This is a genomic window from Leifsonia shinshuensis, assembly GCF_013410375.1.
Classification (GTDB): Bacteria; Actinomycetota; Actinomycetes; order Actinomycetales; family Microbacteriaceae; genus Leifsonia; species Leifsonia shinshuensis.
Map to the genome: position 1 here is coordinate 330,717 of NZ_JACCFL010000001.1, position 23,344 is coordinate 354,060.

Annotated in this window: 27 protein-coding genes and 2 tRNA genes; 12 read left to right on the plus strand and 17 right to left on the minus strand. The window is 67.6% G+C overall.

All coding sequences use genetic code 11. The features are described from left to right. The first annotated feature begins 46 nt into the window (after window positions 1-46). Window positions 47-1,741: a Stk1 family PASTA domain-containing Ser/Thr kinase gene (gene pknB / locus HNR13_RS01565; RefSeq protein ID WP_179604131.1), complete on the plus strand. Its 1,695-nt coding sequence runs from the start codon at window positions 47-49 to the stop codon at window positions 1,739-1,741. A gap of 27 nt (window positions 1,742-1,768) precedes the next feature. Here pknB and HNR13_RS01570 read toward each other — a convergent pair whose 3' ends face one another. Genes HNR13_RS01570 through HNR13_RS01580 form a run of 3 tightly spaced genes read right to left on the minus strand, consistent with a single transcriptional unit; the run spans window position 1,769 to window position 3,371 of the window. Then, complete coding sequence (locus HNR13_RS01570; RefSeq protein WP_179604132.1) at window positions 1,769-2,407, minus strand: glutamine amidotransferase-related protein; 639 nt, start codon at window positions 2,405-2,407, stop codon at window positions 1,769-1,771. Further along, a complete protein-coding gene (locus tag HNR13_RS01575; protein ID WP_179604133.1) occupies window positions 2,404-2,562 on the minus strand; it encodes a hypothetical protein in 159 nt (52 codons plus the stop codon). The genes HNR13_RS01570 and HNR13_RS01575 overlap by 4 nt, the downstream gene beginning before the upstream one ends. A 2-nt stretch (window positions 2,563-2,564) precedes the next feature. Continuing rightward, window positions 2,565-3,371, minus strand: coding sequence for a class E sortase (locus tag HNR13_RS01580; RefSeq protein ID WP_179604134.1), 807 nt, complete (start codon window positions 3,369-3,371; stop codon window positions 2,565-2,567). A 107-nt stretch (window positions 3,372-3,478) separates the two neighbouring features. Between HNR13_RS01580 and HNR13_RS01585 the strand changes: the two genes are divergently transcribed. Then, complete coding sequence (locus HNR13_RS01585; protein ID WP_179604135.1) at window positions 3,479-3,739, plus strand: cell division protein CrgA; 261 nt, start codon at window positions 3,479-3,481, stop codon at window positions 3,737-3,739. 207 nt (window positions 3,740-3,946) lie between these two features. Here HNR13_RS01585 and HNR13_RS01590 read toward each other — a convergent pair whose 3' ends face one another. Together HNR13_RS01590 and HNR13_RS01595 are read right to left on the minus strand one after the other, a co-directional pair. Then, window positions 3,947-4,804, minus strand: coding sequence for a rhomboid family intramembrane serine protease (locus HNR13_RS01590; protein ID WP_179604136.1), 858 nt, complete (start codon window positions 4,802-4,804; stop codon window positions 3,947-3,949). A 33-nt stretch (window positions 4,805-4,837) separates the two neighbouring features. Next, complete coding sequence (locus HNR13_RS01595) at window positions 4,838-5,377, minus strand: peptidylprolyl isomerase (RefSeq protein ID WP_179604137.1); 540 nt, start codon at window positions 5,375-5,377, stop codon at window positions 4,838-4,840. Window positions 5,378-5,501: 124 nt separating this feature from the next. Here HNR13_RS01595 and HNR13_RS01600 point away from each other — a divergent pair, with 124 nt between their 5' ends. Both HNR13_RS01600 and HNR13_RS01605 read left to right on the plus strand, forming a co-directional pair. Next, window positions 5,502-6,056 carry a hypothetical protein gene (locus HNR13_RS01600; protein WP_179604138.1) on the plus strand — a complete coding sequence of 185 codons (555 nt, stop codon included), beginning with the start codon at window positions 5,502-5,504 and terminating at the stop codon, window positions 6,054-6,056. Between the two features lie 89 nt (window positions 6,057-6,145). Next, on the plus strand, window positions 6,146-6,346 hold the full coding sequence (locus tag HNR13_RS01605; protein WP_179604139.1) for a PspC domain-containing protein: 201 nt from the start codon (window positions 6,146-6,148) through the stop codon (window positions 6,344-6,346). A gap of 45 nt (window positions 6,347-6,391) precedes the next feature. Here the strand turns inward: HNR13_RS01605 and HNR13_RS01610 are convergent, their stop codons facing one another. After that, a complete protein-coding gene (locus tag HNR13_RS01610; RefSeq protein ID WP_179604140.1) occupies window positions 6,392-6,829 on the minus strand; it encodes an NUDIX hydrolase in 438 nt (145 codons plus the stop codon). A 48-nt stretch (window positions 6,830-6,877) separates the two neighbouring features. Here HNR13_RS01610 and HNR13_RS01615 point away from each other — a divergent pair, with 48 nt between their 5' ends. Continuing rightward, a complete protein-coding gene (locus HNR13_RS01615; RefSeq protein ID WP_179604141.1) occupies window positions 6,878-7,741 on the plus strand; it encodes an Fpg/Nei family DNA glycosylase in 864 nt (287 codons plus the stop codon). Window positions 7,742-7,752: 11 nt separating this feature from the next. Here HNR13_RS01615 and HNR13_RS01620 read toward each other — a convergent pair whose 3' ends face one another. Next, window positions 7,753-8,199, minus strand: a complete 447-nt coding sequence (locus tag HNR13_RS01620) for a rhodanese-like domain-containing protein (RefSeq protein ID WP_179604142.1) — start codon at window positions 8,197-8,199, stop codon at window positions 7,753-7,755. A 99-nt stretch (window positions 8,200-8,298) separates the two neighbouring features. On the opposite strand from HNR13_RS01620, the gene HNR13_RS01625 reads away from it, so the two are divergent. After that, window positions 8,299-8,760, plus strand: coding sequence for an Lrp/AsnC family transcriptional regulator (locus HNR13_RS01625; protein WP_179604143.1), 462 nt, complete (start codon window positions 8,299-8,301; stop codon window positions 8,758-8,760). 8 nt (window positions 8,761-8,768) lie between these two features. On the opposite strand, the gene HNR13_RS01630 is transcribed toward HNR13_RS01625, so the two are convergent. The 10 genes from HNR13_RS01630 to dnaA form a co-directional block, all read right to left on the minus strand. Beyond that, a tRNA-Ala gene (locus HNR13_RS01630) sits at window positions 8,769-8,841 on the minus strand. A 24-nt stretch (window positions 8,842-8,865) separates the two neighbouring features. Further along, window positions 8,866-8,942: transfer RNA gene (locus HNR13_RS01635), tRNA-Ile, on the minus strand. Window positions 8,943-9,007: 65 nt separating this feature from the next. Then, on the minus strand, window positions 9,008-9,421 hold the full coding sequence (locus HNR13_RS01640) for a DUF3566 domain-containing protein (RefSeq protein ID WP_179604144.1): 414 nt from the start codon (window positions 9,419-9,421) through the stop codon (window positions 9,008-9,010). Next, window positions 9,411-11,969, minus strand: a complete 2,559-nt coding sequence (gyrA, locus tag HNR13_RS01645) for a DNA gyrase subunit A (protein ID WP_179604145.1) — start codon at window positions 11,967-11,969, stop codon at window positions 9,411-9,413. The genes HNR13_RS01640 and gyrA overlap by 11 nt, the downstream gene beginning before the upstream one ends. Window positions 11,970-12,015: 46 nt before the next feature. Further along, window positions 12,016-14,025 (minus strand): DNA topoisomerase (ATP-hydrolyzing) subunit B, encoded by a 2,010-nt coding sequence (gyrB, locus tag HNR13_RS01650; RefSeq protein ID WP_179604146.1) that lies wholly within the window; start codon window positions 14,023-14,025, stop codon window positions 12,016-12,018. 123 nt (window positions 14,026-14,148) lie between these two features. Further along, the gene (locus HNR13_RS01655) at window positions 14,149-14,595 is read right to left on the minus strand and encodes a DciA family protein (protein ID WP_179609024.1); all 447 of its coding nucleotides are present in this window, start codon (window positions 14,593-14,595) and stop codon (window positions 14,149-14,151) included. Between the two features lie 26 nt (window positions 14,596-14,621). Continuing rightward, entirely contained in the window at window positions 14,622-15,776 is a 1,155-nt protein-coding gene (gene recF, locus HNR13_RS01660) for a DNA replication/repair protein RecF (RefSeq protein WP_179604147.1), read from the minus strand. Window positions 15,777-15,782: 6 nt separating this feature from the next. Next, window positions 15,783-16,670, minus strand: coding sequence for a phosphogluconate dehydrogenase (NAD(+)-dependent, decarboxylating) (gene gnd / locus HNR13_RS01665; RefSeq protein ID WP_179604148.1), 888 nt, complete (start codon window positions 16,668-16,670; stop codon window positions 15,783-15,785). A gap of 36 nt (window positions 16,671-16,706) precedes the next feature. Next, a complete protein-coding gene (gene dnaN / locus HNR13_RS01670; protein ID WP_179604149.1) occupies window positions 16,707-17,852 on the minus strand; it encodes a DNA polymerase III subunit beta in 1,146 nt (381 codons plus the stop codon). 438 nt (window positions 17,853-18,290) lie between these two features. Further along, window positions 18,291-19,715 carry a chromosomal replication initiator protein DnaA gene (gene dnaA, locus HNR13_RS01675; RefSeq protein WP_179604150.1) on the minus strand — a complete coding sequence of 475 codons (1,425 nt, stop codon included), beginning with the start codon at window positions 19,713-19,715 and terminating at the stop codon, window positions 18,291-18,293. 442 nt (window positions 19,716-20,157) lie between these two features. Here dnaA and rpmH point away from each other — a divergent pair, with 442 nt between their 5' ends. From rpmH to rsmG, 6 genes are read left to right on the plus strand one after another with little or no spacing between them, the layout of a single operon-like run. Next, window positions 20,158-20,295 (plus strand): 50S ribosomal protein L34, encoded by a 138-nt coding sequence (gene rpmH / locus HNR13_RS01680; protein ID WP_055922080.1) that lies wholly within the window; start codon window positions 20,158-20,160, stop codon window positions 20,293-20,295. 43 nt (window positions 20,296-20,338) lie between these two features. Continuing rightward, the gene (rnpA, locus tag HNR13_RS01685; RefSeq protein WP_179604151.1) at window positions 20,339-20,755 is read left to right on the plus strand and encodes a ribonuclease P protein component; all 417 of its coding nucleotides are present in this window, start codon (window positions 20,339-20,341) and stop codon (window positions 20,753-20,755) included. Then, window positions 20,752-21,063, plus strand: coding sequence for a membrane protein insertion efficiency factor YidD (gene yidD, locus HNR13_RS01690; protein WP_179604152.1), 312 nt, complete (start codon window positions 20,752-20,754; stop codon window positions 21,061-21,063). Before rnpA ends, yidD begins: the two co-directional genes overlap by 4 nt. A 9-nt stretch (window positions 21,064-21,072) precedes the next feature. After that, a complete protein-coding gene (gene yidC / locus HNR13_RS01695) occupies window positions 21,073-22,041 on the plus strand; it encodes a membrane protein insertase YidC (protein WP_179604153.1) in 969 nt (322 codons plus the stop codon). A gap of 4 nt (window positions 22,042-22,045) precedes the next feature. Next, on the plus strand, window positions 22,046-22,600 hold the full coding sequence (locus tag HNR13_RS01700) for a Jag family protein (protein ID WP_179604154.1): 555 nt from the start codon (window positions 22,046-22,048) through the stop codon (window positions 22,598-22,600). A gap of 14 nt (window positions 22,601-22,614) precedes the next feature. Next, window positions 22,615-23,244, plus strand: a complete 630-nt coding sequence (gene rsmG, locus HNR13_RS01705; RefSeq protein ID WP_179604155.1) for a 16S rRNA (guanine(527)-N(7))-methyltransferase RsmG — start codon at window positions 22,615-22,617, stop codon at window positions 23,242-23,244. The last annotated feature ends 100 nt before the right edge of the window (window positions 23,245-23,344 follow it).

Genomic DNA, 23,344 nt, shown 5'->3' on the forward strand with positions numbered 1-23,344 from the left:
TACACTAGCCGTCAGCCACCCGCCACCACCCGAGAAGGAGTTCGTCTTGAGCCCAGATAGCCGCCTGCTCGCAGGCCGATATCAGGTGGGCGAACTCATCGGCCGCGGCGGCATGTCCGACGTGCACCGCGGAACGGACACCCGGCTGGGCCGGACCGTGGCCATCAAACTGCTGAAGCCGTCCCTCGCGACGGATCCGGCCTTCCGCACCCGATTCCGCCAGGAGGCCCAGGCGGCGGCCCGGATGACGCACCCCACCATCGTCCGCGTCTTCGACGCAGGCGAGGAGACGGTGCGCGAGCCGAACGGCCACGAGGCGCAGCTGCCCTTCATCGTGATGGAGTACGTCGACGGCGTTCTTCTGAAAGATCTCATCAAGCGCGGCCCGCTCGAGGTCGCGGAGGCCGTGCGGATCTCCGAGGGCATCCTGACCGCCCTCGAGTACTCGCACCGGGCAGGCGTCGTGCACCGCGACATCAAGCCGGGCAACGTCATGATCACGACGACCGGCCAGGTCAAGGTCATGGACTTCGGCATCGCCCGCGCGATCAGCGACTCCTCGGCGACGGTCGCGCAGACCACCGCGGTGCTCGGCACCGCCAGCTACTTCTCGCCCGAGCAGGCCAAGGGCGAGACGGTCGACGCGCGCACCGACCTGTACTCGACCGGCGTCGTGCTGTTCGAGATGCTCACCGGGCGGCCGCCGTTCCGCGGCGACACCCCGGTCGCGGTCGCCTACCAGCACGTCAGCGAGACGCCCGTCGCGCCCAGCACGATCAACCCCAAGGTCTCGCCCGCGATGGACGTGGTGGTCGCGCGCGCTCTCACCAAGGACCGCTTCGAGCGGTACCAGACCGTCGCCGACTTCCGCGCCGACCTCGAAGAGGCCGCCGCCGGGCGCGTGCCCGTCCACAAGCAGCCCGACGAGTTCTCGGAGACCCTGTTCGGCGCGCCGCCGAGCTCCGTCTCCGGCCCGGAGGCCGCGTTCCGCCAGCTCGCCGAGGACCAGACCATGGTCCGCACGCAGCGCCGTCCACCGGTCATCTGGATCTGGGCCGGCATCGCCGTGATGGCGGTCGTGATCGTCGCGGTCCTGGCCTGGGTGCTCCGGCTGGGGCCGAGCAACACCATGCCGGACAGCTCCCGCGAGGTGCCCAACCTTTCCGGGCAGACGCTCGACAAGGCGACCAAGCAGCTCGAGGACCTCAAGCTCAAGTGGACCCAGTCGACGGAGGCGAGCTCCACCTACGCGGAGGGCCAGGTCATCCGCACCGACCCGGCCGCGGGCATCGTCGTGGCGACCGGCGACACGATCAACGTCTTCGTCTCCACGGGCAAGAAGGCGGTCGCCGTCCCGGACGTGACGAACATGACGCAGGACGCGGCCAAACAGGCGCTGACGGCGGCCGGGCTCACGCTCGGGCCGGTCACGACGCAGAACTCCGCCACGGTGCCGGCCAACGTCGTCATCCAGACCGATCCGGCCGCGGGGAGCAACGCGCACGAGGGCGACGCCATCGGCCTCACCGTGTCGAGCGGCAAGGTCACGCTGACCGACCTCACCGGTCAATCCCTGCCGGCCGCGACGTCGCTGCTCCAGCAGCTCGGGCTGACGGCCGATCCGAAGGCCGACGCCAGCTGCAAGCAGAACAGCGGAGCGCCGCTGGTGCACACCCAGACCGTCGCGCCGGGAGACGTCCCGCAGGGAAGCACGGTCGGGCTCACCTACTGCTCGGGCTGACCCGCGCCGGGCGTGACCCGGGTGGTCTCAGCCCAGCTTGACCAGCGGGTTGAGCGACCGCGAGGCCTCGGCGGCTCCAGCCAGCCCGGCCTGCTCGAGCCAGTTGCCGAGCATGCGGTAGCCGCCCTCGGTCAGCACCGACTCCGGGTGGAACTGCACTCCGTAGATCGGGGCCTCGCGGTGCTGCAGCGCCATGATGACCCCGCCGGCAGTGCGCGCCGTCACGGTCAGCTCGTCGGGGAGCGTCCCGTCGACGACGGCGAGGGAGTGGTACCGCGTCGCGGTGAACGGCTGCGGCACCCCGTCGAAGAGGACGCTGTCGTCGTGCTCGACCTGGGAGGTCTTGCCGTGCATGAGCTCCTCGGCGTTCGTGACCACGCCGCCGAACGCCTCGGCGATCGCCTGGTGCCCGAGGCACACGCCGAGCAGCGGCGTCCCGGTCGCCAGGGCGAGTTCGACCACGGGGATGGAGACCCCGGCGTCGGCCGGCTTGCCCGGGCCCGGCGAGACGAGCACGGCGTCGAACGCGGCCACGCGGGCGGCGAGGTCCTCGACAGCGATGTCGTCGTTCCGCACCACCTCGGTTTCGGCGCCGAGCTCACGCAAGTAGCCGTTCAGGGTGTAGACGAAGCTGTCGTAGTTGTCGATGACGAGTACGCGGGTCACGGCCCAACGGTACCTTCCTGCGGACCGAGGAGCGAATCCACCCACGGGAAGACCCAGGTCACCAGCGCCCAGAGCACCACGACGGCGAGGGCGATGAGGATGAGGATGCGCAGCCAGACCGGTCCGGGCAGGATGCGCCACAGGGCACCGTACATGTTCAGCCTCCCGTCACCGCGGCGCGGATCTCACTCGGCACGTCCTGCGTGGGCTGGAAGCCCTCGAAGACGTTGTACGCGATCAGCCGCTCGCCCGCGTGGAACGGCGGGTTGCACGTCGTGATGGTCATCAGCCGGTCGACGGGCTGCACGTCGGGATGGTGCGGCACCGCCGCGATCACCTGCACCTGCGTGGGCTGCACGAACTCGAAGTTGCGGAAGACGTAGGTGTACCAGCCGTCCTTGGTCTGCACGTAGATGCGGTCGCCGAGATGCAGCTTGGACAGGTCGATGAAGGTGTTGCCCCAGCCGGAGTCGTGGCCCGCGACGGCGAAGTTGCCCACCCCGCCCGGCATCTGCGTGCCGGGATAGTGGCCGACGCCGGCGGTGTAGCTGTTCAGCACCTTCTCGACGTCCACGGTCTGCCGGATGGTGCGCTTCCAGTCCGCGCCGAGCCGCGGGATGTAGAGGACCGCGAACGCCTCGTAGTCCGCGGGCTGCGCCATCACGGGAGGGTCGACCGCCTGAGGGCTGGAGGGATCCGTCGGGGTGGCCCGCGGCGCCCGGACGGCGTCGTCGATCCACTTCTTGCTCTGCTGCTCGGCCACCGAGGTCTGCTGACCGGAGAGGATGAGGTTGTTCCACCAGACCTGCCAGCCCAGGAACAGCCCGACCAGCACCCCCGCGGTGATGAGGAGCTCGCCGATCACCGTCAGAACGACCTCGCCGGCGCTGCGCTTGCGGCGGGAACGACGTGCCGCACGACGCGAGCCGGCGCGGGTGCGCTCGGGCTCTGCGGGTGCGGTCATATGACAGATTCTAAGGGGCGACCGCCCGGTCAACCGGGATGTTTCCCGGGAACCGCACGCCTCCGTCGCCACGAACGTTCAGATCCCGCCCGCTACACTTGTGTGCTATGGCACGCACCAAGTCCAAGACCAAGCTCGAGCGCTCCGCCCGTCCCGAGCGCAGCTCGGCCGCAACCGGCGAGGACGCCCCCAACCCCGTCTGGTTCAAGCCCGTCATGTTCGGCTTCATGCTGCTCGGGCTCATCTGGATCATCGTCTTCTACGTCAGCCAGAACCAGTACCCGATCCCGGCCCTCGGCGCGTGGAACATCCTGGTCGGCTTCGGGATCGCCTTCATCGGCTTCCTGATGACCACCCGCTGGCGCTGAGCCGTCCACACCCTGCCGTCGTCCACTTATCCACAGCAGTTCTCCCCACAGCCCACACTCCCGCAGTCGGCTTCTCCCCAGTGTTAATAAGCCTGTGGAGAGTTACACCGGTGTAATTATCCCCACTGTTAATAAGGCTGTGGATAACTTATCCACGCGTTGTGGGAAGTGGCCGCGGCGCAGCGGTCCGCGACGGAGCGGCCGGCGTCAGGCGAAGTGCAGCAGGCTGGCGCCCACCAGCACCACGCAGAGCGCGACGATCAGCGGCGTCTGCCAGCGGCGGCGCGAGGGCTTGCGGGTCTCGACGTAGATCAGGCCTGCGAGGGCGCCGCCCACCAGGCCGCCGACGTGCGCCTGCCAGGCGATGTTCATGCCGGGCAGGAAGCCGATCGCGAGGTTGAGCCCGACCAGCACCAGGATCTGCATCCCGTTGCCGCCGAGCCTCCGCTGGATGACGAAGAACGCGCCGAGCATGCCGAAGATGGCCCCGGAGGCCCCGATCACCGGCTGGCCGGCCGGCGAGAGCAGCAGGACGCCGAGCGAGCCGGCGAACCCGCTGATCAGGAACAGCGTGAGGAACCGCGCGCGGCCGAGCACGGGCTCGAGCGCCATGCCGAAGATCCACAGCGTGTACATGTTGAGCGCGATGTGGATGATGTTCGCGTGCAGGAAGACCGAGGTCAGCATCCGCCACGGCTCGAAGCCGATCTGCGGCGACAGCGACCCGGACGGGTACGAATAGGCGCCCGCGTACAGCAGCGAGTTCGTGACCTGGGAACCGATGATCGGCAGGTTCTGCAGGATGAACACCACGATGCAGACGCCGATGATCGCGTACGTGACGACCGGGGCGCCCGGCCCGGTCAGGCGGGACACCCAGGGCGAGCGCGTGCGTGGCGCGGTGGCACGCTGCTGTGCCATGCACTCCGGGCAGATCACCCCGACCGCTGCCGGAGTCTGGCACTCACCGCAGATCGGCCGGCCGCAGCGCTGGCAGCGGACGTGGCTGACGCGATCGGGATGGCGGTAGCAGACGCTCGTCGGAGCGTCGACGGGCTGAGACATCGTTCCTTCCCCGCCCGTTCCCCCCGGCAGGCCTCAGGCCTGGTCGATCTCGACCGACTCGATCACGACGTCGTCGAGGGGACGGTCGCGGGCGTCGGTCGGGAGCTCGGCCAGCTTGTCGACGATCTTGCGGGACGCGTCGTCCGCGACCTCGCCGAAGATCGTGTGCTTGCCCTGCAGCCAGGTGGTGGGGGCGACGGTGATGAAGAACTGCGAGCCGTTCGTCCCGCGGCCGCCCTGGATGCCCGCGTTGGCCATCGCGAGGATGTAGGGCTGGGTGAAGTCGAGCTCGGGGTTGATCTCGTCGTCGAACTGGTAGCCCGGGCCGCCGATGCCCTGACCGAGCGGGTCGCCGCCCTGGATCATGAAGCCGGGGATGATGCGGTGGAAGACCACGCCGTCGTAGAGCGGCTTGTTGGTCTTCTCACCGGTGGCGGGGTGCGTCCACTCGATCTCACCGGTCGCGAGGCCCACGAAGTTACGGACCGTCTTCGGAGCGTGGTTGCCGAAGAGGTTGACCTTGATGTCTCCGTAGTTAGTGTGGAGCGTGGCGACAGCGGTGTGCTTAGACATGGCACCAATTCTTGCACAGGGCCCTGTTGGGTTTCGGGAAGCCTCTTCGGCTCTCGGGCCATCCTCAGGGCTTTCGGTGGCAAGATGGAGTGAGTTCGCCCAGCCGACGCAATGGAGGTCCAGAATGAGCCTGACACGGAAGCGCCAGAAGGAGCTCGACCGTCTGCGGAGTGACGCGCAGCAGCTGTGGGAGCAGCAGCAGGACGTGATCGCGAACGCGAACGCACTGGCGGCGGCCGCCCGCAAGCAGGCCGCCCACTACTCCCGTGAAGAGCTCGCACCGCGCGTGCGCGAGGGCTACGAGTCGTATGTGCGCCCCGCCGCGCAGACGGCGAAGGAGTCGGCGGGACGCTACGCGGGCGTCGCGCGCGATCGCCTCGTCGGCGACGTGATCCCCGCGGTCGGCACCGCGGTGGGAACGGCCCTGTCGGTCGTCGACCATGCACGCGCCGCACGCAGCGCCGCCTTCGCCGGCGAATTCACCAAGGCCCGCAAGGAGATCACCAAGCGCGCGTCCGCCGCCACCGGCAAGTCGGGCCCCGGCGCCGGCACGGTGATCGCGGTCGGTCTCGGGATCGTCGCGGCGGCCGGCCTGCTCTACGCGGTCTGGCAGACCTTCCGCGCCGACGACGAGCTCTGGGTCGCCGACGAGGAGCCGACGGCCCCGTCCGGCGAGTAACGCCGACCACGCTGCAGAGTACCGGCCCCAGGGTCGAATCGGGGGTTTCCCCGATGGTGCAGGCCTCGTCGCACGACGAGACTCGAGGCATGAACACACTGGAACGACCCCTTGGCGACCGCATCCTCGGCGGCGTCTGCGCAGGACTCGCCCGCCGCTTCGGCCTCAAGCCGCTGACCGTCCGGGTCCTGTTCCTGCTGTCCCTGCTGCTGCCGGGACCGCAGGTGCTCGCCTACATCGCGATGTGGATCATCATCCCGTCCGAGCAGCGCGACGTCCGGGTGGTCTGACCCCGGGCGACCGAGCCACCGCCGGCCGGGCTACCGCACGCCGGGCTACCGCTCCGGCCGGGCCAGGTCGCCGAGCCCGGCCATCCGCAGCGCGACGTCGACCAGGTCGACCCGCCGATTCGGGATGCTCGCCAGCGCGAACCAGGCCGCCTCGTCGGTGGTGCCGCCCAGCTCGTTCCGGAGGCTGCCGCCGGTCACCGTCGCACGGTAGACGATGCGCAGCGCGTGCAACGGTCCGGCATCCGGCACGAAGCGCGCCTCGGCCGGGACGATCTTCGAGTCGATGCCGAGCAGCTCGTCGGCTCGCGCCTCGAAGCCGGTCTCCTCCGCGATCTCGCGCACGACGGCGTCGAGCGGATCCTCCCCGGGCTCGATCCCGCCGCCCGGCAGCGTCCAGCCCGAACGCCCGCCCTCGTTCCAGTGCGCGAGCAGGATGCGCGGGCCGTCCACGATGACGCCGTAGGCGGCGACCCTGATGTCCATGCCGACACCCTACTGCCGCTCGTCGGTGGGGAGCGGCAGTATGGGGTGGTGCCCGAACTGCCGGAAGTCACCGCCCTCGCCGCCGACCTGGGCGAGCGGCTCAGCGGTCGCGTCATCGACCGGCTGAGCATCGCCGCGTTCTCCGCGCTGAAGACCTTCGATCCGCCACCGGAGGCCCTGAAAGGCCAGACGATCACGGGGGTGAGCCGGCACGGCAAGTTCCTCGACATCGCGGCGGGCGACCTGCACATCGTCATCCACCTCGCGCGGGCCGGGTGGATCCGCTGGCGCGACACCCCTCCTCCGAAGCCGACCGGGCGCCCGACCAAGGGCCCGCTGGCGGCGCGCCTGGTGCTCGACGACGGCTCCGGCCTCGACATCACGGAGGCCGGCACCAAGAAGAGCCTCGCCATCTCGATCGTCCGCGACCCGTCGGAGGTGCCCGGCATCGCCCGCCTCGGCCCCGACCCGCTCGACGCGGCCTTCACGCGGGACGCGTTCGCGGCCATCCTCGCCGGACAGGGCCGCGCCCAGATCAAGGGGGTGCTGCGCAACCAGGCGCTCATCGCCGGCATCGGCAACGCCTACTCGGACGAGATCCTCCACGTCGCCAAGATGTCCCCGTTCAAGCCGGCGTCGATGAGCGCCGAGGAGATCGACCGTCTCTACGCGGCGCTCGAGTCGACGCTGCACGACGCGTTGGAGCGCTCGGAGGGCCTCGCGGCATCGGAGCTGAAGGGCGAGAAGAAGTCGGGCATGCGCGTCCACGGCCGAACGGGCCAGCCGTGCCCGGTCTGCGGCGACACCATCCGCCAGGTGATCTTCGCCGACTCCACTCTGCAGTACTGCCCGACCTGCCAGACCGGCGGCAAGCCGCTGGCGGATCGAGTGCTGTCCCGGTTGTTGAAGTAGCCGCTCGGGCCTCAGCAGGCGCAGCTGATGGAGTCGACCGGCGCCGTCAGGGGGTCGGCGCTGCGGGTAACCGGACCGTTGTCGTCTTCGACAGGCAGCCCTTCCCGCGCCCAGTACTCGAACCCGCCGATCAGCTCCCGCACCTGGTAGCCGAGCAGGCTGAACGCGAGTGCGGCGCGGGTAGACCCGTTGCAGCCGGGACCCCAGCAGTACACGACTACCGGCTGGTCGCGCGGCACCAGCCCCGCGGCGCGCTCCGCGATGTCCGCTGTCGGAAGATGCACGGCGCCCGCGATCCGGCCCTGACGCCAGGCGGCCTCGCCGCGGCTGTCGATCAGGACGAACCGCTCCCCCGCGACCTGCGCCGCGCGTACGTCGGAGGGGTCGGTCTCGAACCGGAGCTTCGCCGCGAAGTGCTGTGCGGCCTCGCTGGCCGTCGAGGTGGTTGTCGAAGTCATCGTCATGGACACAACGGTATTGAGGCCGCAGTCTGAAATGAACAGACGATCGACGGCATCGGTCGCCGCCAGCCGCGATTTCCATGCCAGAATCGCGCCATGACCGCGAATCCTCCATTCACCGCCGACGGGGTCGACCGCGCACTCCTCGCAGAGCTGCAGCGGGACGGCCGGCAGTCGATCGCGGAGCTCGCCCGCACCGTCCACATGTCGAACAGTGCGGTGGCCGAACGCATTCGGAGGTTGGAGGAGGCCGGCGTGATCTCGGGCTACCGGGCGGTGGTCGACCCCGAGCGCGTGGGCTACGGCATCCTCGCGTTCCTGCGGCTGCGCTACCCGAGCAGCCAGTATGCACCGCTCCACGAACTGCTGGCCGCGACCCCGGAGGTCGTGGAGGCCCACCATGTCACGGGCGACGATTGCTTCATCCTGAAGGTCGTCGCGACGTCGATGCGCCACCTGGAGCGGGTGTCCGGCGCCATCGGAACGCTGGGCAGCGTCACGACCAGCATCGCCTACTCGAGCACAGTGCCGGCCAAGCCGATCGAGCCACCGAAATGAAATGAGTGTGGAGCCTAGGAGATTCGAACTCCTGACATCCTGCTTGCAAAGCAGGCGCTCTACCAACTGAGCTAAGGCCCCGGGAGAAGGTGCCGTCATGGCACGTGGTGGGGATACGAGGACTTGAACCTCGGACCTCTTCGTTATCAGCGAAGCGCTCTAACCGCCTGAGCTATATCCCCGAATGGGCAACAGATAAGAGGGTACCTGATCTGGCCCGGATGGTGAAATCGAGTGCCGGCCGCGCTCAGTTGTTGGTGAAGCCCACGAGCAGGCCGCCCGTGATCTTGACCGACAGGTTGTAGAGCAGCGCGAAGACGGCGCCGAGCGCGGTCACCACGACGATGTCGAGGATGCCCACCACCAGCGAGAAGCCCATGACCTGGCCGAGGCCGAGGACCGACCGGAGGTCGCCGCCGCCCGCGCCGGAGATGTCCTTCACCAGGCCGTTGAGCTGGTCGAAGATGCCGGTGCGGTCGAGGACCGTCCAGATCAGGAAGGTGCCCACGATCGCGATGATCGCCAGGCAGATGCCTGCGAGGAACGAGAGCTTCACGGTCGACCAGAAGTCGACGTAGACGAGCTTCAGTCGCACCTGCTTGGCGGACGTGGGTCGTCGTGTCGACTTCCTCGCGAGTTTCTCGGCGACGCTACTGCTCATCTACGGCTTCATCCTTCCCGGCACGACCGGTTTCATCGTCGGCTACCGATTCTGCATCGGCTTCCTGGGAATCCAGGTTGCGCTCGGTGTTCTTCGCCAGAGCGATGATCTTGTCGGACTCGGCGAAACGTGCAAAAACGACACCCATGGTGTCTCGGCCCTTGGCGGGTACCTCGGCCACGGCAGAGCGTACCACCTTGCCGCTGGCAAGAACCACCAGGACCTCGTCGTCCTCGTCGACGATGAGAGAACCCACGAGATCCCCTCGGTCGTCGCTCAGTTTCGCCACCTTGATGCCGAGTCCTCCGCGGTTCTGGAGGCGGTACTGGTCGGCCGAGGTGCGCTTGGCGTAGCCGCCCTCCGTCACCACGAAGACGTAGCCCTCGTCCGAGACGACGGCCGCGTCGAGCAGCCGGTCCTCGCCGCGGAAGTGCATCCCGATGACCCCGGAGGTGGAGCGTCCCATCGGGCGCAGCGCCTCGTCGCTCGCCGTGAACCGGATCGACATACCCTTGCGGGAGACCAGCAGGAGGTCGGAGTCCTCCTCCACCAGCAGTGCGGAGACGAGCTCGTCGTCCTCGCGCAGCTTGATCGCGATGATGCCGCCGGACCGGTTGGTGTCGTACTCCTCGAGCGCGGTCTTCTTGATGAGGCCGTCGCGGGTGGCGAGCACCAGGTACTTCGCGGCCTGGTAGTCACGGATGTCCAGGATCTCCGCGATCTCCTCGTCCGGCTGCATGGCGAGCAGGTTGGCGACGTGCTGACCCTTGGCGTCGCGGCCGGCCTCCTGCACCTCGTAGGCCTTGGCGCGGTACACCCGGCCCTTGTTGGTGAAGAAGAGGAGCCAGTGGTGCGTCGTCGTCACGAAGAAGTGGTCGACCACGTCCTCGCCGCGCAGCTGGGCGCCCTTGACACCCTTGCCGCCGCGGTGCTGGCTGCGGTAGTTGTCGCTGCGCGTGCGCTTGATGTACCCGCCGCGCGTGACGGTGACCACCATCTCCTCTTCGGGGATGAGGTCCTCGACGCTCATGTCGCCGTCGAAGCCGAACATGATCTCGGTGCGGCGGTCGTCGCCGAAGCGGTCGACGATCTCGGTGAGCTCCTCGCTGACGATCGTACGCTGGCGCACCGGGTCGGCGAGGATCGCCTTGAGGTCCGCGATCTCGAGCTCGATCTGGTCGTGCTCCTCGATGATCTTCTGGCGCTCCAGGGCGGCCAGGCGGCGGAGCTGCATGGCGAGGATGGCGTCGGCCTGCACGTCGTCGACGTCGAGCAGGTCCTTCAGGCCGTCGCGGGCGTCCTCGACGGTCGGCGACCGGCGGATGAGCGCGATCACCTCGTCCAGCGCGTCGAGCGCCTTGAGGTAGCCGCGCAGGATGTGGGCGCGCTCCTCCTTCTTGCGGAGGCGGAAGCGGGTGCGGCGCACGATGACGTCGATCTGGTGGTCGACCCACGCCGTGATGAAGCCGTCCAGCGCGAGCGTCCGCGGGACGTTGTCCACGATCGCCAGCATGTTGGCGCCGAAGTTCTCCTGCAGCTGGGTGTGCTTGTAGAGGTTGTTGAGCACGACCTTCGCGACGGCGTCGCGCTTGAGGACGATGACCAGGCGCTGGCCGGTGCGGCCGGAGGTCTCGTCGCGGATGTCGGCGATGCCGCCGACGCGGCCGTCCTTCACCAGCTCGGCGATCTTGATCGCGAGGTTGTCGGGGTTCACCTGGTACGGCAGCTCGGTGACCACCAGGCACACGCGGCCCTGGATCTCCTCGATGTTGACGACGGCGCGCATCGTGATCGAGCCGCGCCCGGTGCGGTAAGTGTCCTGGATGCCCTTGACGCCGAGGATCTGCGCGCCGGTCGGGAAGTCCGGGCCCTTGATCCGCTTGATCAGCTCTTCCAGCAGCTCCTCGCGCGAGGCGTCGGGGTTGGCGAGGTGCCACAGGGCGCCGTCCGCGACCTCCCGCAGGTTGTGCGGCGGGATGTTCGTGGCCATGCCGACCGCGATGCCGACCGAGCCGTTGACCAGCAGGTTCGGGAAGCGGCTGGGGAGGACCGACGGCTCCTGGGTGCGGCCGTCGTAGTTGTCCTGGAAGTCGACGGTCTCCTCGTCGATGTCCCGGACCATCTCGAGCGCCAGCGGGGCCATCTTGGTCTCGGTGTACCGCGGGGCCGCCGCGCCGTCGTTGCCCGGCGAGCCGAAGTTGCCCTGGCCGAGGGCCAGCGGGTAGCGCAGGCTCCACGGCTGGACGAGACGGACCAGCGCGTCGTAGATGGCGGAGTCGCCGTGCGGGTGGAACTGGCCCATCACGTCGCCGACGACGCGGGCGCACTTCGAGAAGGCCTTGTCCGGGCGGTAGCCGCCGTCGAACATCGCGTAGATCACGCGGCGGTGCACAGGCTTCAGGCCGTCGCGCACCTCGGGCAGCGCGCGCCCGACGATCACGCTCATCGCGTAGTCGAGGTACGACCGCTGCATCTCCGACTGCAGGTCGACCTGGTCGATCCTGCCGTGGATGCCGAAGCTCTCGCCGGTGGGGGTCTCGTCCGTCACAGTGCTCTCTTCTCGTAACCGAGGGGGTGTCTTCGCTGCGGTGTCCTCAGATGTCGAGGAACCGCACGTCCTTGGCGTTCTTCTGGATGAACGACCGGCGCGACTCGACGTCCTCGCCCATCAGCGTGGCGAAGATCTCGTCGGCCGCCGCCGCGTCGTCGAGCGTGACCTGGAGCAGCGTGCGCGTCTCCGGGTTCATCGTGGTCTCCCACAGCTCCTTGTAGTCCATCTCGCCCAGACCCTTGTAGCGCTGCACCCCGTTGTCCTTGGGGATGCGCTTGCCGGCGGCGAGGCCCTCCGCGAGGAAGGCGTCGCGCTCGCGGTCGGAGTAGACGTACTCGTGGTCGGCGTTCGACCACTTGAGCCGGTAGAGCGGCGGCTGGGCCAGGTACACGTAGCCGAGCTCGATGAGCGGCCGCATGTAGCGGAACAGGAGCGTCAGCAGCAGGGTCGTGATGTGCTGGCCGTCGACGTCGGCGTCGGCCATGAGCACGATCTTGTGGTACCGCGCCTTCTCCGGGTTGAAGTCCTCGCCGATGCCGGCGCCGAACGCCGTGATCATCGCCTGGACCTCGTTGTTCGCGAGGGCGCGGTCGAGCCGCGCCTTCTCGACGTTGAGGATCTTGCCGCGCAGCGGGAGGATCGCCTGCGTCTCCGGGTTGCGGCCCTGGACGGCGGAGCCGCCGGCCGAGTCGCCCTCGACGATGAAGATCTCGGACAGCGTCGGGTCCTTGGACGCGCAGTCCTTGAGCTTGCCCGGCATGCCGCCGCTCTCGAGCAGGCCCTTGCGGCGGGCGGTCTCGCGCGCCTTGCGGGCGGCGATGCGGGCGGTGGCGGCCGAGAGCGCCTTGCGGATGATCTCCTTGGCCTGGTTCGGGTTGCGGTCGAACCAGTCGCCGAGCTGGTCGCCGACGATCTTCTGCACGAAGGCCTTGGCCTCCGTGTTGCCGAGCTTGGTCTTGGTCTGACCCTCGAACTGCGGCTCGGACAGCTTGACCGAGATGACGGCGGTCAGTCCCTCGCGCACATCCTCGCCGGAGAGGTTGTCGTCCTTCTCCTTGAGGATGTTCTTCTCACGGGCGTACCGGTTGACCAGCGTGGTCAGCGCCGCGCGGAAGCCTTCCTCGTGCGTGCCGCCCTCGTGCGTGTTGATCGTGTTCGCGTAGGTGAAGACGGACTCGTTGTAGCTCGTCGTCCACTGCATCGCGACCTCGAGGGCGATCTTGCGATCGGTGTCCTCGGACTCGAAGGAGATGATCTCGTCGTGCACGACCTCGGCCTTCTTCGCGGCGTTGAGGTAGTGGACGTAGTCGGTCAGGCCGCGCTCGTAGAGGAAGACGTCCGAGCGGGGGGCGAAGACCTCGGCCTCCTCCTCGACCTCGCCCTCGACGGGCTCGACCTCGGGCGCGCGCTCGTCTCTCAGGGAAATGCGCAGGCCCTTGTTGAGGAACGCCATCTGCTGGAAGCGCGTCCGGAGGGTGTCGTAGTCGAAGACGACGGTCTCGAAGGTGGCGGGGCTCGGCCAGAACGTGATGATCGTTCCGGTCCGCTCCGACGCCTCGCCCTGCTCCAGTGGAGCCTGCGGGACACCGTCGCGGTAGCTCTGGCGCCAGGCGAATCCCTGGCGGTGGACCTCGACGTCGAGCCGGGACGAGAGGGCGTTGACCACCGAGCTGCCGACGCCGTGCAGTCCGCCGGAGACGGCGTAACCGCCGCCGCCGAACTTGCCGCCGGCGTGCAGGATGGTGAGCACGACCTCCACCGTCGACTTCTTCTCGACGGGGTGCTCGTCCACCGGGATGCCACGGCCGTTGTCGTCGACCCGGACGGCGCCGTCGGGGAGGATCGTCACCTCGATGTTGTCGGCGTGGCCCGCGAGAGCCTCGTCGACGGAGTTGTCGACGATCTCGTACACCAGGTGGTGGAGGCCGCGGGGACCGGTGGAGCCGATGTACATTCCGGGTCGTTTGCGGACGGCTTCGAGACCTTCGAGGATCTGGATCTCATTCGCGCCGTAGTCGTGTTCCGCCTCGGCCCTGTTCGGTTCCATCGTCATATGAAATTTGGCTCCTGACCGCACTCGACAGTGACTCTCCATTCTACCAAGGGCAGGGAGCCGGAATGCCCGAAATCGCCCCTCTGACGCGTTTTCTTTGCTCGGGCGACCTCTTTTGTGCAGTCAGCCGTAAGTATCGCGCGGACCGCGCCCTGGAATCGACCTGGGACCGCGTTTCCAGGAGGGGGCGTCCGGCCCTTGAAAACGGATCGACTGGATGTCGGCGTCGGGGAAGCGTTCGCCGATGCGCGCCAGGAGCTCCGACCGCATCATCCGCAGCTGCGTCGCCCACGCCGTGGACTCGCAGCGCACCACCAGGACGCCGTCGGCGATCTGGTCGGGGACGGCGTGCTTCGCGGTCTCCTCGCCGGCGAGCTGCTCCCAGCCCTCCAGCAGGTCGGACTTCGCCAGCGGCGCGGTCCAGCCGAGCTGCTGGGCGAGCGCGTCGACCACGTCGCCGAGGCCGCGCGGGTCGCGACCGGCCCCGAAGGGCTTCGACGCGGACGGGTCGTCCTGCTCGCGGCGGGCGCGACGGCTGCGGGAGGGGGTGCCCGTGAAGAGCTCCTTCATCCGCAGGTAGACGGCCGACGCCTCGCTCACGATCCCACGATAGTCCCGGCCTCGATCCGCACGGTGTGGGCGGTGAGGGTCTCGGGGACGTCGTCGTAGACGGCGGCGGTGATGAGCACCTGCTCGTAACCGGCTACGGCGGTTGCAAGCATGCGCCTGCGGGCCTGATCGAGTTCGGCGAAGACGTCGTCGAGGATGAGCACAGGGTCGCCGGTGGAGGACTCACGACGCAGCAGCTCGGCGGAGGCGAGCTTGAGCGCGAGCGCGAACGACCAGGACTCGCCGTGGCTGGCGTACCCCTTGGCCGGCAGCCCGTTGAGCTCGAAGAGCACGTCGTCGCGATGCGGCCCGACCAGGGTGAGCCCGCGCTCCAGCTCCTTCGGGCGCACGGCCGCCAGGGCGCCGCGGAACACCTCGGCAGTGTCACCGGCTGAGGTGGTTACAGCGGTGTCGTCCTCATCGTCCTCGTCGTCGACGTGCGCGCCGCGGATGGTGAGCTGCGGCAGGAGCCGGGGGTGGTGGTCGTCGCCCGCGACCGACCGGTAGGCCGCGACCAGCGGATCGCTCAGCCGCGCGACCAGATCGAGGCGCGCGTCCAGGAGCTCCGAGCCGAGCGCGACCAGCCGTTCGTCCCAGATGTCGAGGGTGCCGAGCTGATCGGCCTTCACCCGCGAGGCGCGAGCCGACTTGAGCAGGGTGTTGCGCTGCTTGAGCACGCGCTCGTAGTCGGCGATGACGGCCGAGAAGCGCGGGTTCCGCTGGATCAGCAGCTGATCGAGGAAGCGCCGGCGGATCCCCGGCTCACCCCGGACGAGCGCGAGGTCCTCCGGAGCGAACAGGACGCTGGAGAAGTAGCGCGGCAGCTCGCGGGGCTTGATCGCGCCGCGGTTCACCTGCGCCCGGTTGGGCGAGGACCGGTTGAGCTGCACCTCCACGAGGAGCTCGCGACCGTCGTGCTCGATGCGCGCCCGGACGATCGCCGACTCGGCATCCTTGCGGATCATCGCCTGATCGCTCGACACCCGATGCGACCCGAGGGTGCTCAGGTAGCCGAGCGATTCGACGAGGTTGGTCTTCCCCTGACCGTTGCGGCCGACGAACAGATTGGCGCCGGCCGCGAACGGGACATCCGCGGTGCGATAGTTGCGGAAATCGGTCAGGGAAAGATGCGTAACTCTCAAGGAGGGTTAGTCCACGGCCTTCACGGCGTGGCCGCCGAACTGGTTGCGCAGGGCGGCGACCGCCTTCATCGCAGGCGAGTCCTCCTGGCGCGAGACGAAGCGGGCGAAGATCGACGCGCTGATGGTCGGCACGGGGACGGCGTTGTTGAGCGCCTCCTCGACGGTCCAGCGGCCCTCGCCCGAGTCCTGCACGAAGCCCTCGATGTGCTCGAACTCCGGGTCCTGCTCGAGGGCGCGCACCAGGAGGTCGAGCAGCCAGGAGCGGACGACCGTGCCGCGCTGCCACGCCTTGAACGTCCCGGTGACGTCCTTGATGATGTCCTTCCGGGTGTCGAGGAGCTCGTAGCCCTCGGCGTACGCCTGCATGAGCGCGTACTCGATGCCGTTGTGCACCATCTTCGCGTAGTGGCCGGCGCCGACCTCCCCGACGTGGACGAAGCCCTCGTCGCGCGGACCCTCCGGGCGCAGCGCGTCGAAGACCGGCATGACCCGCTCGACCTGCTCCTTGGAGCCGCCGACCATCAGGCCGTAGCCGTTCTCGAGGCCCCAGATTCCACCGGAGACGCCGGCGTCCATGAAGTCGATGCCCTTGGGCGCCAGCTGCTCGGCGTGCTTGAAGTCCTCGGTGAACTTGGAGTTGCCCCCGTCGATGACCAGGTCGCCCTTCTCGAGCAGCGGTTCCAGGTCGGTGATGACCGAGTCGGTGATCTGGCCGGCCGGCACCATGACCCACACGGTGCGCGGAGCGGCGAGCGCGGCGACGAGGTCGGCGAGGGTGGCCACATCCGACACCTCGGGATTGGTGTCGTAGCCGGTGACCTCGATGCCCTTCTTCTCCAGGCGAGCACGCATGTTGTTGCCCATGCGTCCGAGACCGATGAGGCCGATGTGCATGATTGTCCTTCTTCTCTCGTGGAGCGGGACCGGGTCCTAGCGCAGCAGCAGGTTGGGCTGCAGCAGGTACTTGTAGGAGTCCGAACCGGACTGATCCTTCGAGGTCTGACTCGTGATGAGCACCGGACCCGGCTTGTTGGGGTTCTCGGTCTTGGTGAAGGAGATGCGCACGAATTCCGAGTGCACGGCACCGAGACCATCGAGCAGGAACTGCGGCTTCAATGAAACCACCGTCTCCTGGCCAGTGAGGAGAGCGTCGATGCTCTCGGATGCTTGCGCCTGCTCCGAGCCGATCGCTTCCAGCGTCAGCCCGTCGGCGGTGAAGGTGTAGCGGAGCGCTGCCTCGCGCTCCAGGACGAGCGACACGCGGCGGGTGGCCTCGATCAGCTCGGCGGTGTTGATGACCGCGTAGTTGTCGACCTGCTCGGGGAAGAGCCGGCGGACGGGCGGGAAGTTGCCCTTGATGAGCAGCGACGTGACGGTCTTCTTGTCGGCCGTGAACGCGATCAGCTCGCGGTCGTCGCGGTTGGTGATGGAGATCGACACCGTGCCGGAGTGGCCGAAGGTCTTGCCGATCTCGGTGAGCGTGCGCGCGGGGACCAGCGCGGTCTGCGGCTCGCCGGAGGTGGTCCCGTTGTCCCAGTCGATCTCGCGGACCGCGACGCGGTAGCGGTCGGTCGCGACGAGGCCGAGCGTGTTGTTCCCGACCTCGAGCTGGACACCGGTGATGACCGGGGTGACGTCGTCGCGCGACGCGGCGACGCCCACCTGGGCGACAGCCTCGGCGAATTCCTCGGCGGGGACGAGCCCGGCCTCCCCGCCGACCTGCGGGATGCTCGGGTATTCCTCGACCGGCATGGAGAGCAGCGTGAAGTTCGCGGATCCAGCGCGGACCACGATCTTGGACTCCTCCGTCGAGAACCGCACGGGCGCGTTCGGCAGCTTGGCCGCGATCTCCGCGAGGAGGCGCCCGGAGACGAGGACGCGCCCCGGCTCCTCGACCTCGGCCGCGATCTCGGTCTGCGCGGAGACCTCGTAGTCGAACGACGAGAGCTGCAAGCCGGTGTCGGTCGTCTCGATCAGCACGCCGCTCAGGATGGGGAGGGTGGTCCGCTGCGGAAGAAGCTTCACGGCGAAGGAGACGGCCTCACTGAAGACATCCCGATTGGCTTGGAACTTCACGAAGTCTCCCCTGGTCGGCGCTCGGATACGAACGACACCGATCCTAGCGCTTGGCCTTCGGCGCAGAAGTTGTCATTCGAGCAAGCGCTTGAGGTTGTCGGCCGGCCTTAACTGAGAAGGATTAATCATTAATGGTGTTAACCGCTGTGGAAAATGTGGATAACTCGGTGGATACCTTGCAATCACCGGGAACTACAGCTCCGTGACTTGTTGATGAGCGGTGGATTCCCACTGTTGACAAGGATGTCGGACGAGAAGCCGCCGCACGGCTTTTCACAGCCGTGGACCGTTCGTCCCCATTAATCGAGCGACTTTCCGGAACTTCTCCACAAGTTATCCCCAGGTGTTAATAACGAACTCTCCCCACTCTGGGGATCAATCTGTGGATAACTTTCTCGAGCGGCCGCGGCGTGGCGTGCTCCCGTGCCCGGCCGCCGGCTACTTGCCGTAGCGGTGGTTCTGCTTGATCCGGCTGGTGAGCTCCGTCACCTGGTTGTAGATCGAGCGCCGCTCCTTCATGAGCTCGCTGATCTTCTTGTTCGCGTACATCACGGTGGTGTGGTCGCGGCCGCCGAAGAGCTGCCCGATCTTCGGGAGCGAGAGGTTGGTCAGCTCGCGGCACAGGTACATCGCGATCTGGCGCGCGGTGGCGACGGCCTGCGAACGGCTCGACCCGTAGAGGTCGTCGACGCTGAGCTTGAAGTACTCCGCGGTGTTGGTGATGATGTCCGTCGGCGCGATCACGTTGTCGTCGTCGAGGGTGATGAGGTCCTTCAGCACCGTCTGCACCAGCGGCATGTCGACCGGGGTGCGGTTGAGGCTCGCGAACGCGGTGACCCGGATGAGGGTCCCTTCCAGCTCGCGGATGTTGCTGGAGACCTTCGACGCCATGAACTCGAGGATGTCGTCGGGGACGAGGATCTTCTCGCTCTGCGCCTTCTTGCGGAGGATCGCGATGCGGGTCTCGAGGTCCGGAACCTGGACGTCGGTGATCAGGCCCCACTCGAACCGCGACCGCATCCGGTCCTCGAAGCCGGTCAGGTGCTTCGGCGGGAGGTCGCTGGTGATGACCACCTGCTTGTTGTGGTCGTGGAGGGTGTTGAAGGTGTGGAAGAACGCCTCCTGCGTCTCGACCGCCCGCTGCAGGAACTGGATGTCGTCGATCAGGAGGATGTCGATGTTCCGGTAGCGCGCCTGGAACGAGGAGCCGCGGTTGTTGGCGATCGAGTTGATGAAGTCGTTCGTGAACTCCTCGCTCGACACGTAGCGGACGCGGATGCCCGGGTACAGGCTCATCGCGTAGTGGCCGATGGCGTGCAGGAGGTGCGTCTTCCCCAGCCCGGAGTCGCCGTAGATGAAGAGCGGGTTGTACGCCTTGGCCGGGGCCTCCGCCACGGCGACGGCAGCGGCGTGGGCGAAGCGGTTGGACTGGCCGATGACGAAGTTGTCGAAGCTGTACTTGGAGTTGAGGCGGGTGTCGCCGTTGCGCGGGGGCGCCGTGATCTCGGTCGGCGGCGCCACCATGGGCGCGACGGCCTCCAGATACGGGGCGGGCTCCGGCTCGGACGGGCCGGCCATCGACTCCTGCTGGATCTCGGGGTTGACCACGATCGCGAAGGTGTTCACCTCGAGCGCCTGGTCGAGGTTGCCGATCGCGTTGAGGAGCGGGACCCGGCTGCGCTGCTCGATCATCCCGCGCGTGAACTCGTTGGGCACTTCGAGGTAGAACGTGCCGGCCATGATGCCCTTGGGCTCGACCAGGCTGAGGAAGCCGTGCAACTGCGGGGTGATGCGGTCGTCCGTCTCGAGATTGTCGAGCACGTTCTGCCATGCCGCAGAAATGGACTCTTCGCCGCCTGCCATCGTTCCCCGTCTTCGAATTCGTGGATGCCGTCGGCCCGCCGTGAGACGAGTCGTCCCCCGTGTGACTCACGTCGGGCTGGCGGCAAGGATGCCGCCGTGGGGTATTCACAGAGTTATCCACCGCTGTGTGTGCAATACCGTAGCGATCTCCGGCCGCTTTTGGGATGGGCTGGGGATAACTTTCGAGTTCACGCTAACTTGTCCACAGGTGTGGATCAAATTCGGTTCCCGGAATACTCCGGCGCGTCGATCGCGCGCTTCCTGCTAATCCCGTGCATAATCAAGGGTTTCGGGACGATCGGTTTGACCTCGGTCACCCTCAGGTCGTAGTTTTAATCAGTTGACTTCAGCCGTTTCGGCTGCCCAGAAACTTTCCTGGCCTCCCCGTGCTGGCCGAATCCACTCAGCACCGGCCTGTGAAGAGACCATCACGGAGATAGATATGAGCAAGAGAACGTTCCAGCCGAACAACCGCAAGCGCGCCAAGACCCACGGCTTCCGCCTCCGCATGCGCACGCGTGCGGGCCGCGCTATCCTCTCGGCGCGCCGCGCCAAGGGTCGCGAGAAGCTCTCGGCCTGATCCCTTCCGGGACAGAGCCGCTTCCGGGAGAAGGGCACGACGCGTGCTCGCGAAGAACCATCGCATCACGCGGGGCGCGGAGTACCGGGCGACGGTCCGACGAGGTGCTCGCTTCAATGGAGCGAGCACCGTCGCGTACGTCCGGTTCAACCGCGACTCCGACGTGGTGCGCTTCGGATTCATCGTGAGCAAGGCCGTCGGCAACGCGGTCGTGCGCAATCGCGTGCGACGTCGGCTCAAGGCCGCGGCCTACGACCTCCTCCCCCGGCTCGCGCCGGCGGCAATCGACGGCGCCGGAATCGACGTGGTCATCCGGGCATTGCCAGCGTCCGCTCACCTGACGTGGGCTAACCTGCACGGTGAGGTCTCGGGTGCCGCCGACCGGTTCCTCAGCCGCCACACCACCCGTCCGCGCGACCTCGGTCCGCGCGGCACCAGCGAAGGCAACGTCCGTCCATGAACACCGCGATCGCAGCTGTGCTCCTCGCTCCGAGGAACGCTGCCGTGTTGGTGCTCCGGGCCTACCGCGCTGTGATCTCTCCACTGTACGGCGACGTCTGCCGCTACTACCCCTCGTGCTCCGCCTACGCGCTCCAGGCGATTCAGGAGCACGGAGTGATCGTCGGGAGCGCGCTCGGGATCCGCAGGATCGCCCGCTGCCACCCGTGGGCAGCCGGAGGGGTCGATGACGTCCCCCTCAAGAAGAAGCGCCGCTACCGGGTCACTCCGTTCGGATTCGTCGTCGCCACCAGCCAGGGAAAGGCCTAGCACCCAGACATGGACATCATCGGTACCATCCTCTGGCCCATCAAATGGGTCGTGGAGCTCATCCTCGTCGCCTGGCACTGGGTGTTCAGCGCCATCGGAATGGACCCGGCGGCGGGTATCACCTGGGTGCTGTCCATCGTCGGTCTGACGGTCGTCGTGCGTGCGGCCCTCATCCCGATCTTCGTCCGGCAGATCAAGAACCAGCGACGCATGCTGGAGATCGCGCCGCAGCTGAAGAAGATCCAGGACAAGTACAAGGGCAAGAAGGACCAGTTCTCCCGCGAGGCGATGTCGCGCGAGACCATGGAGCTCTACAAGAAGACGGGCACCAACCCGCTGAGCTCGTGCCTCCCGCTGCTGCTGCAGATGCCGGTGTTCTTCGCCCTGTTCCAGGTGCTGAACGGAGCCCAGAGCGGCAAGGCCGGCGTCGGTCCGCTGAATGCGACACTCGCCGAGCAGTTCGGCAGTGCGACGCTGTTCGGTGTCGCCCCGCTGCACCAGAGCTTCCAGGGCGCGATGAACGCCCACCCGCAGCAGGTCGCCGTCATGGTGATCGCCGCGGTGATGGTCGTGCTCATGACCGGGTCGCAGTTCCTGACCCAGCTCCAGATCGTCTCCAAGAACATGTCGCCGGAGACCAAGGCGAGCCCGCAGTTCAAGCAGCAGCGCATCCTGCTGTACCTGCTCCCCTTCGTGTTCCTGTTCTCGGGCTTCGCCTTCCCGCTCGGCGTCATGTTCTACTGGCTGACCTCCAACCTGTGGACGATGGGACAGCAGTTCCTCGTCATCCGCAACATGCCGACGCCGGGGTCCGACGCGGCCATCGCCCGTGAGGCCCGCCTGGCCCGCAAGGGCAAGCTCGTGCAGGACGGCGCCGTCGTTCTGCAGGTGAACGAAGTGCCGCAGAAGCCGGTGACGACGCAGCGCACGCAGCCGGTGAGCAAGAACCGCGCGAAGAAGCAGGCCGGAAAGAAGTAGGGATATGACCGACGTGCAGACCGAGTTCACGCCTTCCGACGAGGAAGCCGTCCACTCCCCCATCACCACCGATGTCGAGGGCGAGACGGCGTCGGCGGCCCCCGCCGACCTCGACCGCGAGGGCGACATCGCCGCGGACTACATCGAAGAGCTGCTCGACATCGCCGACATCGACGGTGACATCGACATCGACACTCGCAACGGCCGTGCTTACATCTCGGTGAACGCCGAAGAGGGCACGAACCTGCGTCTGCTGTCGAAGCCGGAGACGGTCGCGGCGCTGCAGGAGCTCACCCGGCTCGCGGTCCAGAACCAGACCGGTGGCTTCTCGCGTCTCATCCTCGACATCGCCGGCTCGCGCGACGCGCGCCAGGCGGAGCTGGCCACCCTAGTCGACCGGGCGATCGCCCGCCTCGAGGAGGGCTCGTCGGAGGCGTCGCTTCCCGCGATGTCGTCGTACGAGCGCAAGCTGGTGCACGACATCGTGTCCGAGCGCGGCTACGTGTCCAACTCCCGCGGCGAGGGTCGTGACCGCCACACGGTCATCACCGCCGCGTAGTTTCACGTGAAACGGTGACTGATTCCGTCGAGACCGAACCCGCGGTCGCCTCGCAGCTCTTCGGTGAGCGCCTCGATGTCGCGCGCGCGTTCACTGCCAACCTCATCGCGCAGGGTGAAGAGCGTGGCCTGATCGGCCCCCTCGAACTCCCCCGCATCTGGTCGCGCCACATCCTGAATTGCGCGATCGTCGCGCCCCTGCTGCGGCCGGGGCTCGTCGGCGATGTCGGGAGTGGTGCCGGATTGCCGGGACTGGTGCTGGCGATCGCACGGCCCGACGTCGAGTTTGTGCTGATCGAGCCGATGGAACGCCGCGTCGCCTGGCTGACCGAACAGGTGGAAGAACTCGGCCTCGGGAATGTCACCGTCGTCCGCGATCGGGCCGAGGATGTCCGGCTCGCCCGGCAGCTGGACCAGGTGACCGCACGCGCAGTGAGCGCCTTCCGGAAGCTGATTCCGCTGACCGCTCCCCTCCTCCGCGACGGCGGCGAACTGGTGCTGATGAAGGGCGCTGGCGCGGCGGCGGAGGTCGACGCAGCGGCCAAGGAACTGCGGAAGTTCAAGGTCCATGACGTCGAGGTGCTCACGCTCGGAGAGGGCGTCTTGGAGGACATCACCCGGGTGATCCGGGCACAGGTTCGCTGAGGACAGATCCGTTCTCCACACCCTCCGCGATGCTGGGAGGTGTGGTCGGACATGCAAGCTAGAGTTGACGAGTGGTGCGCTCCGCGTTCCCGTTCCGACC

Bases quoted from the DNA above. Each gene is read 5' to 3' on its own strand.
- HNR13_RS01575 (WP_179604133.1), bottom strand. From the start codon at position 2,562: ATGTACGGTGCCCTGTGGCGCATCCTGCCCGGACCGGTCTGGCTGCGC.
- HNR13_RS01580 (WP_179604134.1), bottom strand. From the start codon at position 3,371: ATGACCGCACCCGCAGAGCCCGAGCGCACCCGCGCCGGCTCGCGTCGT.
- HNR13_RS01585 (WP_179604135.1), top strand. From the start codon at position 3,479: ATGGCACGCACCAAGTCCAAGACCAAGCTCGAGCGCTCCGCCCGTCCC.
- HNR13_RS01590 (WP_179604136.1), bottom strand. From the start codon at position 4,804: ATGTCTCAGCCCGTCGACGCTCCGACGAGCGTCTGCTACCGCCATCCC.
- HNR13_RS01595 (WP_179604137.1), bottom strand. From the start codon at position 5,377: ATGTCTAAGCACACCGCTGTCGCCACGCTCCACACTAACTACGGAGAC.
- HNR13_RS01600 (WP_179604138.1), top strand. From the start codon at position 5,502: ATGAGCCTGACACGGAAGCGCCAGAAGGAGCTCGACCGTCTGCGGAGT.
- HNR13_RS01605 (WP_179604139.1), top strand. From the start codon at position 6,146: ATGAACACACTGGAACGACCCCTTGGCGACCGCATCCTCGGCGGCGTC.
- HNR13_RS01610 (WP_179604140.1), bottom strand. From the start codon at position 6,829: ATGGACATCAGGGTCGCCGCCTACGGCGTCATCGTGGACGGCCCGCGC.
- HNR13_RS01620 (WP_179604142.1), bottom strand. From the start codon at position 8,199: ATGACTTCGACAACCACCTCGACGGCCAGCGAGGCCGCACAGCACTTC.
- HNR13_RS01625 (WP_179604143.1), top strand. From the start codon at position 8,299: ATGACCGCGAATCCTCCATTCACCGCCGACGGGGTCGACCGCGCACTC.
- HNR13_RS01640 (WP_179604144.1), bottom strand. From the start codon at position 9,421: ATGAGCAGTAGCGTCGCCGAGAAACTCGCGAGGAAGTCGACACGACGA.
- gyrB (WP_179604146.1), bottom strand. From the start codon at position 14,025: ATGACGATGGAACCGAACAGGGCCGAGGCGGAACACGACTACGGCGCG.
- HNR13_RS01655 (WP_179609024.1), bottom strand. From the start codon at position 14,595: ATGAAGGAGCTCTTCACGGGCACCCCCTCCCGCAGCCGTCGCGCCCGC.
- gnd (WP_179604148.1), bottom strand. From the start codon at position 16,670: ATGCACATCGGCCTCATCGGTCTCGGACGCATGGGCAACAACATGCGT.
- dnaA (WP_179604150.1), bottom strand. From the start codon at position 19,715: ATGGCAGGCGGCGAAGAGTCCATTTCTGCGGCATGGCAGAACGTGCTC.
- rpmH (WP_055922080.1), top strand. From the start codon at position 20,158: ATGAGCAAGAGAACGTTCCAGCCGAACAACCGCAAGCGCGCCAAGACC.
- yidD (WP_179604152.1), top strand. From the start codon at position 20,752: ATGAACACCGCGATCGCAGCTGTGCTCCTCGCTCCGAGGAACGCTGCC.
- yidC (WP_179604153.1), top strand. From the start codon at position 21,073: ATGGACATCATCGGTACCATCCTCTGGCCCATCAAATGGGTCGTGGAG.
- HNR13_RS01700 (WP_179604154.1), top strand. From the start codon at position 22,046: ATGACCGACGTGCAGACCGAGTTCACGCCTTCCGACGAGGAAGCCGTC.